The 16,049-nt window shown below is 68.4% G+C and carries 17 protein-coding genes; 8 read left to right on the forward strand and 9 right to left on the reverse strand.

Annotated features, from left to right (window positions below):
* Nucleotides 1-38 precede the first annotated feature (38 nt).
* Nucleotides 39-2,393, reverse strand: a complete 2,355-nt coding sequence (locus tag AB0H50_RS10490) for a penicillin-binding protein (RefSeq protein ID WP_357449443.1) — start codon at nt 2,391-2,393, stop codon at nt 39-41.
* A gap of 377 nt (nt 2,394-2,770) precedes the next feature.
* On the opposite strand from AB0H50_RS10490, the gene AB0H50_RS10495 reads away from it, so the two are divergent.
* Nucleotides 2,771-3,094 (forward strand): WhiB family transcriptional regulator, encoded by a 324-nt coding sequence (locus AB0H50_RS10495; RefSeq protein WP_011206869.1) that lies wholly within the window; start codon nt 2,771-2,773, stop codon nt 3,092-3,094.
* 81 nt (nt 3,095-3,175) lie between these two features.
* Here AB0H50_RS10495 and AB0H50_RS10500 read toward each other — a convergent pair whose 3' ends face one another.
* Together AB0H50_RS10500 and AB0H50_RS10505 are read right to left on the reverse strand one after the other, a co-directional pair.
* Complete coding sequence (locus AB0H50_RS10500) at nt 3,176-4,294, reverse strand: ArsA family ATPase (protein WP_357449273.1); 1,119 nt, start codon at nt 4,292-4,294, stop codon at nt 3,176-3,178.
* Complete coding sequence (locus AB0H50_RS10505; RefSeq protein WP_357449446.1) at nt 4,291-5,256, reverse strand: ArsA-related P-loop ATPase; 966 nt, start codon at nt 5,254-5,256, stop codon at nt 4,291-4,293. The genes AB0H50_RS10500 and AB0H50_RS10505 overlap by 4 nt, the downstream gene beginning before the upstream one ends.
* Before the next feature lie 254 nt (nt 5,257-5,510).
* Between AB0H50_RS10505 and AB0H50_RS10510 the strand changes: the two genes are divergently transcribed.
* The 3 genes from AB0H50_RS10510 to AB0H50_RS10520 are packed head-to-tail and all read left to right on the forward strand — an operon-like array spanning nt 5,511 to nt 6,986.
* Entirely contained in the window at nt 5,511-5,675 is a 165-nt protein-coding gene (locus AB0H50_RS10510) for a hypothetical protein (RefSeq protein WP_357449275.1), read from the forward strand.
* 3 nt (nt 5,676-5,678) lie between these two features.
* On the forward strand, nt 5,679-6,152 hold the full coding sequence (locus tag AB0H50_RS10515) for a RidA family protein (protein ID WP_357449277.1): 474 nt from the start codon (nt 5,679-5,681) through the stop codon (nt 6,150-6,152).
* A gap of 42 nt (nt 6,153-6,194) precedes the next feature.
* Nucleotides 6,195-6,986, forward strand: a complete 792-nt coding sequence (locus tag AB0H50_RS10520; protein WP_357449279.1) for an MBL fold metallo-hydrolase — start codon at nt 6,195-6,197, stop codon at nt 6,984-6,986.
* A 75-nt stretch (nt 6,987-7,061) separates the two neighbouring features.
* On the opposite strand, the gene AB0H50_RS10525 is transcribed toward AB0H50_RS10520, so the two are convergent.
* Nucleotides 7,062-7,736 (reverse strand): Crp/Fnr family transcriptional regulator, encoded by a 675-nt coding sequence (locus AB0H50_RS10525; protein WP_011206875.1) that lies wholly within the window; start codon nt 7,734-7,736, stop codon nt 7,062-7,064.
* A 136-nt stretch (nt 7,737-7,872) separates the two neighbouring features.
* Nucleotides 7,873-8,115 (reverse strand): hypothetical protein, encoded by a 243-nt coding sequence (locus AB0H50_RS10530; protein ID WP_357449281.1) that lies wholly within the window; start codon nt 8,113-8,115, stop codon nt 7,873-7,875.
* 244 nt (nt 8,116-8,359) lie between these two features.
* Between AB0H50_RS10530 and nth the strand changes: the two genes are divergently transcribed.
* From nth to AB0H50_RS10550, 4 genes are all read left to right on the forward strand, one after another.
* Entirely contained in the window at nt 8,360-9,040 is a 681-nt protein-coding gene (gene nth / locus AB0H50_RS10535) for an endonuclease III (protein WP_357449283.1), read from the forward strand.
* Between the two features lie 65 nt (nt 9,041-9,105).
* Nucleotides 9,106-9,717, forward strand: a complete 612-nt coding sequence (locus AB0H50_RS10540; protein WP_357449449.1) for a TlpA disulfide reductase family protein — start codon at nt 9,106-9,108, stop codon at nt 9,715-9,717.
* A gap of 135 nt (nt 9,718-9,852) precedes the next feature.
* Complete coding sequence (locus AB0H50_RS10545) at nt 9,853-10,572, forward strand: CoA pyrophosphatase (RefSeq protein WP_357449285.1); 720 nt, start codon at nt 9,853-9,855, stop codon at nt 10,570-10,572.
* Complete coding sequence (locus tag AB0H50_RS10550; RefSeq protein ID WP_357449287.1) at nt 10,569-11,762, forward strand: MarP family serine protease; 1,194 nt, start codon at nt 10,569-10,571, stop codon at nt 11,760-11,762. Before AB0H50_RS10545 ends, AB0H50_RS10550 begins: the two co-directional genes overlap by 4 nt.
* A gap of 231 nt (nt 11,763-11,993) precedes the next feature.
* Here AB0H50_RS10550 and AB0H50_RS10555 read toward each other — a convergent pair whose 3' ends face one another.
* The 4 genes from AB0H50_RS10555 to AB0H50_RS10570 form a co-directional block, all read right to left on the reverse strand.
* Nucleotides 11,994-12,929 carry an alpha/beta hydrolase gene (locus AB0H50_RS10555; RefSeq protein ID WP_357449290.1) on the reverse strand — a complete coding sequence of 312 codons (936 nt, stop codon included), beginning with the start codon at nt 12,927-12,929 and terminating at the stop codon, nt 11,994-11,996.
* 52 nt (nt 12,930-12,981) lie between these two features.
* Complete coding sequence (locus tag AB0H50_RS10560; RefSeq protein ID WP_357449292.1) at nt 12,982-13,485, reverse strand: phage holin family protein; 504 nt, start codon at nt 13,483-13,485, stop codon at nt 12,982-12,984.
* A gap of 191 nt (nt 13,486-13,676) precedes the next feature.
* A complete protein-coding gene (gene nhaA / locus AB0H50_RS10565; protein WP_357449294.1) occupies nt 13,677-14,891 on the reverse strand; it encodes a Na+/H+ antiporter NhaA in 1,215 nt (404 codons plus the stop codon).
* Nucleotides 14,892-15,135: 244 nt separating this feature from the next.
* A partial coding sequence (locus tag AB0H50_RS10570; protein ID WP_357449296.1) for an AMP-binding protein occupies nt 15,136-16,049 on the reverse strand: 914 nt, incomplete at its 5' end.

Raw genomic sequence — 16,049 nt, forward strand, 5'->3', positions numbered from 1 at the left:
TAGCGCCGGTCGGCGGTTCTTCGTTCATTGCCTAGTGCTTACCTGGGCCACCACGGCGGCAGCGGGAAGCCGGGCGGCAGCGCCGGTGGCGGCGGCAGCGGCCCCGGTCCGGCAGGCGGCGGGGCCTGGCGCTGGGTGCCGTCGCTGATGTAGATCGTGATCACCGAACCGGGGATCGCCGATCCGTTCGGCGCGGTGCTCATCACGCTGCCCTTGGGCGGCGGGCCGGATCCGTTGATGGCCGAGACCTGGAAGCCCGCGGCGATCAGCGCGGTGGTCGCCTCGCCCTGCGACATGCCGACCACGTCGGGCACCTGCGAGTTGTTCGCGCCGCGGACGTACTTGTCGTCCAGCGGCGGCAGCGCCGGTGGCGGGAAGTTGCCGACCACCGGCTTGATCGCGTTGAACCAGGTGCGGGCGGGTTCGTTACCGCCGAACAGGTTTCCGTCGCCGCAGTTGCGCAGCGGGAACGAGCAGATCTCGCCGGGGGTCGGGCTGTCGCCGTAGACGTAGACCGCGGCGGCCAGCGAGTTGGTGAACCCGAGGAAGGCCGAGGAGCGGTGGCTTTCGGTGGTCCCCGTCTTGCCCGCCATCGGCAGGTTCCAGCCGGTCGCCTGGGCCGCGCCCGTCGCGGTGCCCGCCGTGTCGTCCTTGCTCATGGCGTTGGCCAGCGTGTTGGCCAAGCCGGGATCGACGACCTGCTCGCAGGCCTGCTGGGTGAGCGGAACCTGCTTGCCGCTGCGGTCGATGACCTCCCTGATCGGGGAGGGCGGGCACCAGCGTCCGCCCGAGGCCAGCGTCGCGGCGACGTTGGAGAGCTCGAGCGGGTTGATCGCGACCGGACCGAGGGTGAACGAGCCCAGGTTCTGGTCCTTGATCATGTCGGCCAGGCTCTGGTTGCCGTGCCCGGAGCTGCCCGGGTTGGTGAACGAGCGCATGCCGAGCCGCACCGCCATGTCGACGGTCGGGGTGACGCCGACGGCCTGGATCAGCTTGACGAACGCGGTGTTCGGCGAGGTGGCCAGCGCCTCGGTCACCGACATCGGCGACTTGTAGCGGCCGGCGTTCTCGACGCAGTAGGTGGCGGGCGGGCAGCCCCGCGCGCCGCCGTTGCCCATGCCCTTCGCGTCGAAGCGGCCCGGCACGTCGAGCTCGGAGCTGATGCCGAGGCCCTTCTCCATGGCCGCGGCGGTGGTGAAGACCTTGAAGACCGAGCCGGCGCCGTCGCCGACCATCGAGAACGGCTGCGGCTGCACAGTCTCGTTGACGTCGCGGTTGAGGCCGTAGGTGCGGCTGCTCGCCATGGCGACCACGTCGTGCGATTCCTGGCCGGGCGCGACCACCGACATCACCTCGGCGATGTCGTCGAGGTTCGGGTTGGCCGCCTCGCTGACCGCGCGCTTGACCGAGTCCTGCACGGCCGGATCGAGGGTGGTCTTGATCAGGTAGCCGCCCTTGTCGATCTGCTCGCGGCTGATGCCCGATTCGGCCAGGTACTGCACCGCGTAGTCGCAGAAGAAGCCGCGGTCCTGTGCGGCGATGCAGCCGCGCGGCAGGCCCTTCGGCTCGGGCAGCACGCCGAGCGGCTCCGACTTGGCCTTGCGGAACTCCTCGGCGCGGGCCGGGATGTTCTGGATCATCGTGTCCAGCACGGTGTTCCGGCGGGCCAGCACGCCCTGTGTGTTGGTGTAGGGGTTCAGCTTGGAGCTGGACTGCACCATGCCGGCGAGCATCGCCGCCTGCGGGACGTTCAGGTCGGCGGCGTCGACGCCGAAGTAGGTCTGCGCCGCGTCCTGGATGCCGTAGGACGAATTGCCGAAGGGGACGAGGTTCAGGTACCTGGTGAGGATCTCGTCCTTGGTGAGTTCCTTGTCCAGGGTCAGCGCCATGCGGATCTCGCGGATCTTGCGCGCCGGGGTGGTCTCGATGGCCGCGCGGCGTTCGGCGTCGGTCTTGGCGACCACGAGCAGCTGGAAGTTCTTCACATACTGCTGGTCGAGGGTGGACGCGCCCTGCTGCACCTCGCCGCTGGTGGTGTTGGTGAGAAACGCACGCATCGTGCCCTGCCAGTCGACGCCGTCGTGGTCGGCGAAGCGGCGGTCCTCGATGGAGATGATCGCCAACTTCATGTTGTTGGAGATCCGCTCGCTCGGCACCTCGAACCTGCGCTGCTCGTAGAGCCAGGCGATGGGTGAACCGTTCTTGTCCACCATCGTCGAGACCGCGGGGACGGTGCCCTCGACCAGTTCCGAGGAGACGTTGTCCACCGCGTCGGCGGCTCGGTTGGAGACGAATCCGAATCCACCGGCGAGCGGGAAGAGCAGCCCGGCGACGAGTACTGCGGCCAGCGCGCAGCTGCCCGCCAGCTTCGCGAGCGTATGTGTGATCGGCACGTTCGACACGTTCCCAAGGGTACGGGGTGTGGTTCTCGCCCTCTCGGGTGTGTTTGCCGGAGCGCGAGATCCGGTGCTCGTCCCGGCTTGTTGGGCGTGTCGTTCAGGCGTGTCCGGCGTGTCGTTCATGGGCGCGTCGCGAATCGACCCGACTGCCCGGTTCTCTATCACGTTTGCATGGACGGGCGTACCAAAAAATCTCGAGACGGTCTTGCGCTCGAGCCATACCTTTACCTAGATTGAGAACCCAGTGTGATGGAGCTAACACTCAAAGTGGAATGTGGTTCAGAGCGCAGCGGGGTTCGGGTTGCTGCGATCTGGCACGCGATTCTGGAGCGCCGTTGACCCGGTGTTCGGACTGCAAAGGGGCACACCAAATGCATATGACAACCCCCATCGCTCGATTGGACGTGGAGCAGGCCGAAGCGCGAATCGCCTGGGTATCCCAGGCTCGATGCAAGGAAGTAGATCCCGATCAGTTGTTCGTCCGCGGCGCGGCGCAGCGCAAAGCGGCGACGATCTGCAGGCACTGTCCGGTGCTCATGCAATGTGGAGCCGATGCCCTCGACAATCGAGTGGAATTCGGCGTGTGGGGAGGGATGACCGAACGGCAGCGGAGGGCGCTGCTGAAACAGCATCCCGAGGTGACCTCCTGGGCCGACTTCTTCCAGGCCCAGCGTCAGCATCAGGTGGCGATGTAGTCGAACGAAAGAGAAGCCGAGCCCGCGATTGCGGGCTCGGTTTCGTTTGAGCCTATAGCGATTCCGACTCAATACCGAACGTTATGGTCTGGTTGCGAGGATCGTTCCGGTCAGTTGATCGCCCACCGCGCGCAGCGCCTCGAGGTCGGACACCTCGAACGGCAGCGCAGTGACCGAGACCATCGCCACCCGCGGGTGCGCGCCGGTGAATCGGTGCAGCAGGTGCTGCTCACGCTTGGCCGTCGCGACCCGTTCGGCGTGGATGCGCAGCACCGCGGTGGTCAGCGGGTCGGATTCGGCCAGCTGGTCTGCGGCGGTGAGGGCGTGGTCGGCGGGCAGATCGCTCAGCGCCGGATGTGTCCGGTTGAGCACGAGGCCCGAGAGCGGCATCTGCTCGGTGGAGAGCCGGTCGACGAAGAACGACGCCTCACGCAGGGCATCCGGTTCCGCCGCGGCCACCACCAGGAAATGCGTGCCCGGCTTGGACAGCAGCGCGTAAGTGCGGTCGGCGCGGTCCTGGAAACCGCCGAACAGCGATTCCAGCGACTGCAGGAAGACGGACGCGTCCTTGAGCATCTGCCCGCCGATGACGGTGGACACGCCGCGCATGGCCAGGCTCATCGCGCCGGTGACGAACCGGCCGACGCCGCGCCCCGGCGCCATGATGAGCCGGATCATCTTGCCGTTCAGGAAGTTTCCGAGACGCTTCGGCGCGTCGAGGAAATCGAGCGCGTTGCGCGACGGCGGGGTGTCGACCACGATCAGGTCCCATTCCCGCTTGTTCGCGAGCTGCCCGAGCTTCTCCATCGCCATGTACTCCTGCGTGCCGCCGAAGGAGGACGCGACCGTCTGATAGATCGGATTGGCGAAGATCTGCTCGGCCTTCTCGGTGGTGGTGTGCTCGAGCACCATGTCATCGAACGTCCGACGCATGTTCAGCATCATCGCGTACAGCTCGCCCTTGACCTCCGGGTCGAGCGCCACCCGCTGCGGATAGTTGTCCAGATCGGCGATGCCGAGTGACTGAGCCAGTCGGCGGGCAGGGTCGATCGTGAGCACCACGACCTTGCGGCCGAGCTCGGCCGCGCGCAGCGCGATCGCGGCCGCCGTGGTGGTCTTGCCGACGCCGCCGGAGCCGCAGCACACCACGACCCGCGCGGTGGGATCGGCGATGATCTTCGAAATGTCCAGCGTGTTCATCGGACTCCCTGCGCGGTCAGATGTTCGGCCAGCTCGTACAGCCCGCCGAGGTCCATGCCGTCGGCCAGTGTCGGCAGGTACAGCTGCGACACGTCGACCTTGTTCAGCTCGGCCGAACTCGCGTCCTGGGCCTGCAGCCGGGCCGAGTGTTCGAAGGTCTCGGTGATCAATCCCTCGAAATCGTCTTCGGACAAGGTGATTCCGGCGCCTTCGAGGCCGGCGCGGACGGCGTCGCGATCGATGTCGCCCGCGGCGGCGCGATTACGCACGTCGGTGGGCAGGAAGCCCTCGCCGGCGCGGTTCACGATGACGGTACCGATGCGCAGGTCGTTGGCGGTGAGCTCGGCGACGGCGTCGGCGGTCTCCTGCACCGGCAGCGCCTCCAGCAGGGTGACCAGGTGGATCATCGTCTGATCCGAATGCAGCAGCCGGGACACGCCTTCGGCCTGCGAGGCGATCGGGCCGCCCTTGGCGATCTCGACCATCGCGGTGGTGACGTCGAGGAAGCTGGCGATCCGGCCGGTCGGGGGCGCGTCGACCACGATCTCGTCGTAGACCCGCTTGCCCGTCTGGTCCACGCGGACCGCGCATTCCTTGATCTTGCCGGTCAGGATGACGTCGCGCAGACCCGGCGCGATCGTGGTGACGAACTCGATCGCGCCCATCCGGCGCATCGCCCGCCCCGCGAAGCCCAGGTTGTAGAACATGTCGAGGTATTCGAGGAAGGCGTGCTCGATGTCGAGCGCCAGTGCGACCACTTCACCGCCGCCGTCGGCGGTGGCGATCCTGGTCTCGGTCGGCGGCAGCGGCGGCAGATCGAACAGCTGCGCGATGGACTGTCTGCTCTCCACCTCGACCAGCAGTACGCGGCGCCCGCCCGCGGCAAGTGCCAGCGCCAGTGCGCCAGCGACCGTCGACTTGCCCGTTCCCCCTTTGCCGGAGACGTAGTGCAAGCGGGCCATTTCCGCGCGCTTCGGCCAACCCGTTTCGAGCCCCGGCTCCACCGAAATAGGCACTGCTGTTGGTACTCCCACGTTCGCGAGCCTATAACCCGTTCTGCGATCACGCCCTAGGGATACGGTCACACTGCCGATTTTCGGACCTTCTGTACCAGACAGTCTTGCCGATCGCTATCATCCGCCGCCGGCCGCGCGCGGAAACGCAACAAGCAAGCCCGGAACGCGCAGCGTCGGGGGCTCGCCCATAAACTCACCGCATGAGTGATGTGACCCTGTGGGAGTACGCGACCGTTCCGCTGCTGACGCATGCGACCAAGCAAATTCTCGACCAGTGGGGCAACGACGGGTGGGAGCTGGTGTCGGTGCTGCCCGGCCCGACCGGCGAGCAGCACGTCGCCTACCTGAAGCGTCCGAGGCAGTAGGCGATGGCGGTCGACGCGGCCACTCCGTGGCGGAAGAACCTGGAGCGACTCGGGCTGACCGTGCCCGCGGTGGCCGCGCCCGTCGCGGCCTACATTCCCGCGGTGCGCACCGGTTCGCTGGTCTACACCTCGGGTCAGCTGCCTTTCGTGAACGGTGAGCTGTCGGCGACCGGCAAGGTTGGCGCCGAGGTATCGCTCGAGGCAGCCGCCGAGGCGGCGCGGTTGTGTGCGCTCAACGCGCTGGCCGCAGTGCACGACCTGGTCGGCCTCGACGAGGTGGTGCGGATCGTCAAGGTGGTCGGTTTCGTCGCCTCCGCGCCGGGATTCACCGATCAGCCGCTGGTGATCAACGGCGCCTCGGACCTCCTCGGTGAGGTCTTCGGCGATGCGGGCGTGCACGCGCGTTCGGCCGTCGGCGTCTCCGAATTGCCGAAGAACACCCCGGTCGAGGTCGAACTCATCGCCGAGGTCCGTTAGACAGGTTGCCGGACAACGACTCCGAACGACCGAGGTAATGCGATGACGCTGACTCATCCCGCGTACGGGCAATTGCGCCAGGTGACGCCGACGGCGGCGGTGCTGCTCGCGGACAATCCCGGCCAGATGACCCTGGACGGCACCAACACCTGGATCCTGCGCGCGCCGGACGCCTCGGAGTACGTCGTGGTGGACCCGGGACCGAAGGACAAGAAGCACAGCGAGGCCATAGCCAGGGTCACCGAAGGCAGGATCGCGCTGACCTTGATCACGCACCGTCACCACGACCACACCGGCGGCATCGATCGGCTGGTGAAGCTGACCGGCACGCCGGTGCGCGCCACGGACCCCGAGTTCCTGCGTGGCGCGGACACACCGCTGGCCGACGGCGAGCTGATCGAGGCGGCCGGGCTGCGGATCGGCGTGCTGGCGACGCCGGGGCACACCGGTGATTCGGTGAGTTTCGTGCTCGACGACGCGGTGCTCACCGGCGACACCATTCTCGGCAGCGGGACCACCGTGCTGGATTCCAGCGACGGCACCCTCGCCGATTACCTCGCTTCGCTGGACCGGCTGGTCGAGGTCGGCGCGGGCAAGGCGCTGCTGCCCGCGCACGGCCCTGACAACCCGGATCTGGAGCCGGTCGGGCGGTACTACATCAAGCACCGGCAGGAGCGGCTCGATCAGGTGCGGGCCGCGCTCCGCGAGCTGGGCCCGAACGCGGGCGCCATGGCGGTGGTGCGCGAGGTGTACGCCGATGTGGACAAGCGGCTCTGGCCCGCCGCGCGCAGCTCGGTGCAGGCCCAGCTGGAGTACCTGCGCGCCGAGCGATAGGCCACGGAAGAACGACGGCCCGCCGAATCCAGTGGAGCGCTGGATTCGGCGGGCCTTGCCGTCTTCAGGAGCGGGTCAGCGGGCGCGCCGCGCCAGCCGCTCGGAGTCGGAGATGAGCACGCTCTTGCCCTCCAGCCGCAGCCAGCCGCGGTGCGCGAAGTCGGCGAGCGCCTTGTTGACGGTCTCGCGGGACGCGCCGACGAGCTGGGCGATCTCCTCCTGGGTCAGGTCGTGGGTGACCCGGAGGGCGCCCGCTTCCTGGGTGCCGAACCGCTGCGCGAGCTGCAGCAGCGCCTTGGCCACGCGACCGGGAACGTCGGTGAAGATCAGGTCGGCGAGGTTGTTGTTGGTGCGCCGCAGACGGCGGGCGAGCACGCGGAGCAGCTGCTCGGCGATCTCGGGCCGCTGGTCGATCCAGGACTTGAGGGCGTCGCGATCCATCGTGACGGCGCGGACCTCGGTGACCGTGGTCGCGGTCGAGGTGCGCGGGCCCGGGTCGAAGATCGACAGCTCGCCGAACATGTCCGACGGGCCCATGATGGTGAGCAGGTTCTCCCGGCCGTCCGGGGAACGTCGGCCGATCTTCACTTTGCCCGAGGTGATGATATACAGCCGATCGCCGGGTTCGCCCTCGTTGAAAATGACATGGCCGCGCGGGAAATCGACGGGCTGCAGTTGTTTGGCGAGTGCCGCCACCGCGGTGGGCTCTACGCCTTGGAAGATGCCTGCTCTGGCGAGGGCCTCGTCCACGAATGTGCTCCTTATGGGAAATGGCTCTGGGCTGGACCGAAGCGAATCGGCCAACAGCGCAGTCTACGCGGCATCGTGGCGGCGTAGTGACAGACACCACGTAACGAGTGGATTGCGCGGCGTCCAGGAAGTGGTTTCAGCTCGCTCGAGCGACGTTCAGGTCGTCGTTGCGGGACCGGCGCTTGCGCATTCGGGCCACCGCGGCGGGCAGCCCGGCTTTCGTCAACTCCTTGACCTCGGCGTTGCTTGCCCTGTCCAGGTACTGCTGAACCTCGGGGTCGGGTTCGAGAAGTTTGCGGAGCCGATTCTCGACCCGCTCCATCAGCAGTGCGAACAGCATCAACACCACTGGGAAGAGCACCACAGCGAGTCCTTGCATATCGAGGAGTAAACACGCTGAAGGTCTCAGATGGAACACGGCAGTGGATCTGAGCGGGCAACTTGTCGGAGCAGTTCCGTATGGTGGACGCGTGCGTGCCTCCCCGTCTGTGACCGATCTGAACGGCTCTTCTGCTGTCGATGGGGCGACCGGTCCGCTACCCGCCGCGGCGACCGTTCCGAAACGGAAAACCCGCGCGCGACAGGCGGAAACGAAGCTGGGGCTTGTGCGAAGGGCACGCCGCATGAACCGCACCCTCGCCGCCGCTTTCCCCGACGCGCACTGTGAGCTGGATTTCACCACGCCGCTCGAATTGGCGGTCGCGACAATCCTTTCCGCGCAGTGCACCGACGAGCGGGTGAATCTCACCACGCCCGCCATCTTCGCGAAGTACCGCAGCGCGCGCGATTACGCCGAGGCGAACCGCGCGGAGCTGGAGGAATACATCCGGCCGACGGGGTTCTACCGGAACAAGACGAACTCTCTGATCGGGCTCGGGCAAACGCTGGTGACCGAGCACGATGGTGAATTACCTCACACTCTCGAAGAACTGGTGAAGTTGCCCGGCATCGGGCGCAAGACTGCCAACGTCATCCTCGGCAACGCGTTCGACGTGCCAGGAATCACGGTCGACACCCACTTCGGCAGGCTGGTGCGCCGCTGGAAGTGGACCGCCGAGGAAGACCCGGTCAAAGTCGAGCACGCCGTCGGCGAACTCGTCGAGCGCAAGGAATGGACGATGCTGTCCCATCGCGTGATCTTTCACGGGCGACGGGTGTGTCATGCCAGGAAGCCGGCGTGCGGCGCGTGCGTGCTGGCCGGCGACTGCCCCTCGTTCGGTGCGGGGCCGACCGAGCCGGAGCTCGCGGCCAAGTTGGTGAAGGGTCCGGAGCGCGAACACCTGCTCGGGATGGTCGGCCTGTGAGATTGCGGGCCGCGGACGAGACGTCGCGGGAGGAACGACCCGGCAGGGCGAGATCTCACTCCGCGGTGCGCTGGGCGCTGGTCGGCCTGATCGTTGCGGTCGCCGCGGTGATCGCGCTGTGGCCGCGCGGTGGCGAGGACACCACGTCCGGTCCGCGCACCCCGTCCGGCGAGCGGCAGGTTCCCGCACAGGTGCGTGCGGATGCCGCGCTCGCGGCATGCCCGCGACCCGCACCGAGCGCGACGGGCGCGGGTCCGCTGGCGGGCATCACGCTGACCTGCCTCGCCGACGGCGCACCGGTCGACCTCGCCGCGGCGCTCGCGGGCAAACCCGCGTTGCTCAACCTCTGGGCTTACTGGTGCGGTCCATGCGCCGAGGAGTTGCCGTACCTGCGGCAGTTCGCGGCACGCGCGGGCGACGCCGTCACGGTGCTGACCGTGCACAGCGATCCCGACGAGACCAAGGCGCTGCTGCGCCTGACCGGTCTGGACGTGCATTTGCCCGGCGTGCTCGACGCCGAGGCGAAGGTGCGCGGCGCGGTCGGCGCGCCTGCCGTGCTGCCGATTTCGGTGCTGGTTCGCCCGGATGGTTCCCTTGCGCAAGTCGTGGTGCGTACGTTTACCGGGGTCGACGATATTGCCGATACGGTGGCCGCGGCGCTGGGCGTACGAACGTGACTGCGCGGCGGTCGTGTGAGCGGCCTCCGGAGGCGCCGTGAGAAGGTCTACACCGCAAGACATCTCGCAGCGTCTTCTGCGGGCGGACAGAACGGTTGTGGAGGTGGTGGTGCGCAGGTTCACCGGGGGAGCGGCATGACGGTTCCGCTTCCCACCGATATTCCGCATTGGCTGCGCAGGGCCGTCGAGCCCGGCCACGCCGAGGCGACCGACACGTTGACGATCGCACGCGCCCTGCGCCGAGCTATGACCATGACCGGCGAGCCGCGCCAAGCCGCGGTGCTCGTGCTGTTCAGCGGCTCGACGGAGGACGATCCGACGGCCCCCGGCGGGCTCCCCGCCGACGCCGACGTGCTGCTCACCCAGCGCGCGTCGACGCTGCGCCAGCATCGGGGACAGGTCGCATTCCCCGGCGGCGCGGTCGATCCCGAGGACGAGGGGCCGATCGACACGGCGCTGCGCGAGGCGTGTGAGGAGACCGGCGTCCTGCGCGAGCACGTCGAACCGCTCGCGGTGCTGCCGAAGCTCTTCGTGCCGCCGTCGCGTTTCGACGTGACCCCGGTGGTGGCCTACTGGCGCACGCCGGGTGAGGTGCGGGTGGTGAACCAGAGCGAGACCGAGCGGGTGGTGCGAGTGCCGCTCTCCGAGATGCTCGACCCGGCCAATCGTTTCCTCGTCCGTGGCAGCCTCGGCTACCAGAGCCCGGCCTTCCAGGTCGACGGCATGCTGGTCTGGGGACTCACCGGCGGGATACTTGCGGGCATCTTCCAGTCCGCGGGCTGGGAACTGGAATGGGATCGCGACGACGTGCGCGACCTGGAAACGGCGCTAGCCGCAGTGGGGATGACTTTATGAGTTCCTCGGCCTGGCTCGACATCATCGTGGTGCTACTCGCGTTGGCCGCTGCCGCGTCCGGGTGGCGGCAGGGCGCGGTGGCCTCGGCGCTGGCCTTCCTCGGCGTCGTGCTCGGCGCCGTGGCGGGCATCCTCATCGCGCCGCACATCCTGGTGCACGTGGACGAGGGGCGGACCAGGGTGCTCACCGGCGTGCTGCTGATCGTGCTGCTGGTGATCGTCGGCGAGGTCGCGGGTATGGTGCTCGGCCGTGCCGCGCGCAGCGGGATGCGGCATCCGTTCACCCGCAGCGTGGACAGCGTGGTGGGCGCGGTGTTGCAGGCGGTGGCGGTGCTTGTCACCGCATGGCTGCTCGCGCTGCCGTTGGCGACCTCGTCGCAGCCCGCGATCGCGACCGCGATCAACGGCTCGCGGGTGCTGGCCGACGTCAACGACGTCGCGCCGAACTGGCTGCGCAAGGTCCCGAACGAATTCTCCAAGCTGCTCAACACTTCCGGCCTGCCGGACGTGATCGGCCCGTTCGGTCGCGCGCCCATCGCCGCGGTCGAGCCGCCGGATCCGAGCGTGCTCGCCAGCCCCGTCGCGGCGTCGCTGCAGCAGAGCGTGCTGCGCATCCGCGGCGTGGCGCCGAGCTGCCAGCGCGCGCTGGAGGGTTCGGGCTTCGTCATCGCGCCGGAACGGGTGATGACCAACGCCCACGTGGTCGCGGGCACCACCAGCGTCGCGGTGGATACCGCGCGCGGCCCGCTGGACGCCACGGTGGTGCTGTTCGATCCGTCCAAGGACATCGCGGTGCTCGCGGTGCCCGGCCTGACCTCGCCGGTGGTGCCGCAGGCCCCCGCCGCCGCCCGCTCCGGCGACAGCGCGATCGTGCTCGGCTACCCGGGCGGCGGACCGTACACGGCGAGCGCGGCCCGCGTCCGGGAGACACTCGACCTCACCGGCCCGACGATCTATCGCAACGGCACAGTCGAGCGCGAGGTCTACACCGTGCGCGGCCTGGTGCGCGCGGGCAACTCGGGCGGTCCGCTGGTCGATACCGAAGGCCAGGTGCTGGGCGTCGTGTTCGGCGCCGCGGTGACCGACGACGACACCGGGTATGTGCTCACCCTCGACGAGGTCCGCTCAGACCTCGACAAGGCCACCGGCGCGCACCTCCCGGTCGACACCGGAGCCTGCGTGCTCAGCTGAGTGCGACGGCCGCCGACCGGGTCACACTGGTCGGCGGCCGTGTCGCTGTCAGGGCGGTCCGGCCCGGTGTGGGACGTCGGATGCCCAACGGAACACCGTCGCCGTCGGCTGGCCGAGCCAGGGTCGTGCGGCGCCGGGTCGATCGCGGCGTCTGCGAAGAGCTCGTCCGGCCCCACGCGCGAGCCGCATTGCTCGACTGGGTTGTGATCGGGTTGCGCGTGCGTGCGGACGTCAGCCGAGGAACTTCGCCAGTTCCGCCGTCACCACGTCCGGGTTCTCTTGGTGCGCGAAGTGTCCCGCGCTCGGGACGGTGACGAGTCTGCGGCGCGGCGACCACTGCTCGCCGCCGCGGATGGTGCTCGGCAGCAGGTAGTCGTCGAACTCGCCGCGTAGCGCGAGCACGGGGATGCCGATGGGCACACGGACGGTGGCCATGAAGCGGCGGCCGTCCGGTCGCCATTGGCTGCGGAACGCCCAGCGCTGATATTCCAGCGCGCAGTGCGCGGCGCCGGGGATCTGGATGGCCGAGCGCATGCGCCGCGCCGCGTCGACGAATTCGGCGCTGCCCGACCAGGACTCGGTGACCCGCTGGCGCAGCAGCCGCTCCACCTCGTACCCGTCGCCGGTGGTCAGCCGGTGTTCGGGATAGCGGGGCAGCTGGTAACGCAGGAAGTTCGGCAGCCAGGCGCGGCGCTGGCGCGAGTCGCGCAGCACGGCCTTCTTCAGCGCGGCCGGGTGCGGCGAGCCGACCAGCGCGATGGCGCGCACCAGCCGCGGGTGCAGCACGGCGGTGGCCCAGCAGACCAGCCCGCCCTCGGCGTGACCGACCAGGGCCGCCTCGGTGTGGCCCAGCGCGCGAATGAGTCCGGCGATATCACCCGCCAGCGTCCAGCCGTCGTAGCCGCGTGGGGGTTTGTCGCTGTCGCCGTAGCCACGCAGATCGACCGCGACCGCACGGAAACCGAGCTCGGTGAGCCCGGTCAGCTGATGCCGCCACGACCACCAGAAGTCCGCGAACCCGTGCAGCAGTACCACCAGCGGCGCTTCGGTGCGCTCGGGCTCGGCCTCGACGATGTGGAATCGAATGCCGTTGGCATGAACGTCCCGGTGCGTCCACGGACCGTCGTAACGGACGCTGGACGGATCCGGAAAGAAGTTCGACGACACGCCGACCGAGCCTAGTGGTCGCCGTGCATCGCCGCGACCACGACCCGCACGGTCAGCTGACGCGCTTCTCCAGCGCCAGGTGCTCGTCGTGCGTGCCGCCGAAGCCGCTCGGCAGTACGGCGCGGGCCTGCTTCAGCGAATCGATGGTCTTCTCGGGCGCGCGCAGCTTCTTCACCCTGCGATAACCGAGGAACGCAAGTACCGCGGTCGCGGCGACCATCAGCAGGAACACGATCAGGAAGGCGGCCCACCTGGCCAGCCACACGTCGAGCAGCTCGCCGAGGAAGAAGAAAAAGAAGAAGGTGCTGAACAGCAGTACGGTCAGCGCGAGGATGAAGTAGACGCTGCCCTGCAAGCCCTTCTTGATCTCGCCGGTAACCTCGGCCTTGGCCAGCTCGACCTCGGCGCGCACCAGCGTCGACATCTGTTCGGCCGCGTCGCGGACCAGGGTGCCGAAACTGGCGGAGCCGATCGGGTTGGCATCGGTCAGCGGAATGGACGTGACCGTGCGCCCGCTGTGCGCGTCGTTCCCGTTACCGCCCTGGGTGAAACTCACTTGGTCGACCCTTCTCCCTGTCCCGGCACTGCTTTCAGCTCCGTTCGATGCGCGGCGCTTCCGCGTCCGCCATCGTCACGCAGGCTACCGCCTGCGGGCCCGTCGCTCATGCCTGCGCCTCGCTGGCGCTCGGCTCCGGCATGCGCGAAGGCGCGCTGGCACATGATTCGCTGCGTTCGCTCATGCCTGCCTCACTCCGGTTCCAACGCACGCGCCTCGCGCCGAGCTTGGTGGACACGCCCACGTCGCAACAGTAGCGCCGAACCGGCGAGCGATGCCGCCATGGAGGTCACCAACACCGCGGCCTTCGCCAATTCGACGGACGAGCCGTCGCCGACGTCGTCCAGCGCGAGTTCTGCCACGAGAAGGCTAACCGTGAAGCCGATCGCGCCGAGCACCGACAGGGCGAACATGTCGCGGTAGCCGAGGTTCGCCGGTTTCTTGGCGACGCCGAACCGGATTGCCAGCCAGGTGATTCCGAAGATGCCGATGGTCTTGCCGAGCAGCAGCCCGAGAATGATGGCCAGCGAGAGCCGGTTCGTGAACAGCTCGCCGAAGACCTTGCTGTCCAGCGGAACTCCGGAGGCGAACAACGCGAACAGCGGCACGCACAGCCCCGCCGAGATGGGCTGGAACCGATGCTCCCACCGGGTCGCGGGCGCCTCGTCCTCGTCGGGGTCCGTGCGCACCCTGGTGAGCAGGCCGAGCGCGACACCCGCCAGCGTCGGATGGATGCCCGCCTCGTGCAGCGCGTACCAGGAGACCAGAGCCAGCGGCACGTACACCACCGGCGTGGTGACCCGCCGGTGCTGGGCCAGCGCCCATGCCGCGAAGCAGGCCGCGGCGGCGAGCAGCCACACCAGCGCGAGCCCGGTGGTGAACAGCACCGCGATCAGGATGATGGCCATCAGATCGTCCACGACGGCCAGGCTGAGGAGGAACACCCGCGCGCCTGCCGGGATGCGCGAACCGGTCATGGCGAGCACGGCCAGCGCGAAGGCGATGTCGGTGGCCACCGGGATGGCCCAGCCGCGATCCATGCCCTCGATGCCGTACCCGACGACCGCCGCGATCAGCGCGGGAGTGACCACGCCGCCGATCGCGGCGATGATCGGCAGCGCGGCGCGTTTGCGGTCGGCGAGCTCACCCACCACGAGCTCGCGTTTGAGCTCGAGCCCCGCGACGAAGAAGAAGACCGCGAGCAGACCGTCTTTGGTCCAATCGGCGAGCGTCAGCTCCAGGTGCAGCGGCTTTATCGCCAGCACCGTCTCGGTCATCGTGACGTAGCTGTCGCCCCACGGCGAGTTCACCCACAGCAATGCGATCGCGGCGGCGATGAGAAGCAGTGCGCCACCCACGGTTTCGGTCCGCAGATACCGAGTCAGCTCGGAGCGCACCTGATTCATCACGAAAAACCTCTCGGCCGGGGCGGGCAACCGCGGACCCGCGGCCCCGCCGTTCCGGCTCGAACCACTTGCCCGCACGCCGACCAGACTTCCCGGCACACCTGACGCAATTCTAACGGGTACGGCCGGCGACAAGATCGGTCACCGGCCGTATTATGCGCCAGCTCGAGTCCTCGCAGAGCTGCCACACGCTTCGCAACGAATGCACCCGCCGCGAGGCGTGCGGAGCTTCGCGAGGGACCCGTCAGGCGCGGCTGGCTCGGATAGCCTCGAAGACGTTCGGGTCGACGAGGGTGGAGGTGTCGCCGAGTTCGCGGCCTTCGGCGACGTCGCGGAGCAGGCGGCGCATGATTTTGCCGCTGCGGGTTTTGGGGAGTTCGGGGACGATGTGGATTTCGCGTGGTTTGGCGATGGGGCTGATTTCGCGGGCGACTTCGGTTTTGAGTTCGTCGATGAGTGTGTCGCCGGTGTTTTTGGTTTCGGCGGTGAGGATGACGAAGGCGACGATGCCTTGGCCGGTGGTGGTGTCGGTGGCGCCGACGACGGCGGCTTCGGCGACGCCGGAGTGTCCGACGAGGGCGGATTCGACTTCGGCGGTGGAGATGCGGTGGCCGGAGACGTTCATGACGTCGTCGACCCGGCCGAGCACCCACAGGTCGCCGTCGGTGTCGAGCTTGGCGCCGTCACCGGCGAAGTACCAGCCCTGTTCGGCGTAGCGTTCCCAGTAGGTGGCCCGGTACCGCTGCATGTCGCCCCAGATGCCGCGCAGCATGGACGGCCACGGCTGGTCGAGCACCAGGTAGCCGTTGGCCTCGGTCTCCCCGCGTTGCACGGGCTTGCCCTCTTCGTCGACGACTTGCGCGGAGATGCCGGGCAGCGGTGTCATCGCGGCGCCGGGTTTGGCGGCGGTGACTCCGGGCAGTGGGGAGATCATGATCGCGCCGGTCTCGGTCTGCCACCAGGTGTCCACGATGGGAGTGGCGTTCGTGCCGACGACCTCGCGGTACCAGCGCCACGCCTCCGGGTTGATCGGCTCACCGACCGAGCCGAGCAGCCGGATGCTGGATAGGTCGTGCGCGGCGGGGATCTCCCGGCCCCATTTCATGAATGTGCGGACGAGGGTGGGGGCGGTGTAATAGGTGGTGACGCGGTATTTTT

Origin of the sequence: Nocardia sp. NPDC050793, from assembly GCF_040654065.1 — a bacterium.
GTDB lineage: Bacteria > Actinomycetota > Actinomycetes > Mycobacteriales > Mycobacteriaceae > Nocardia.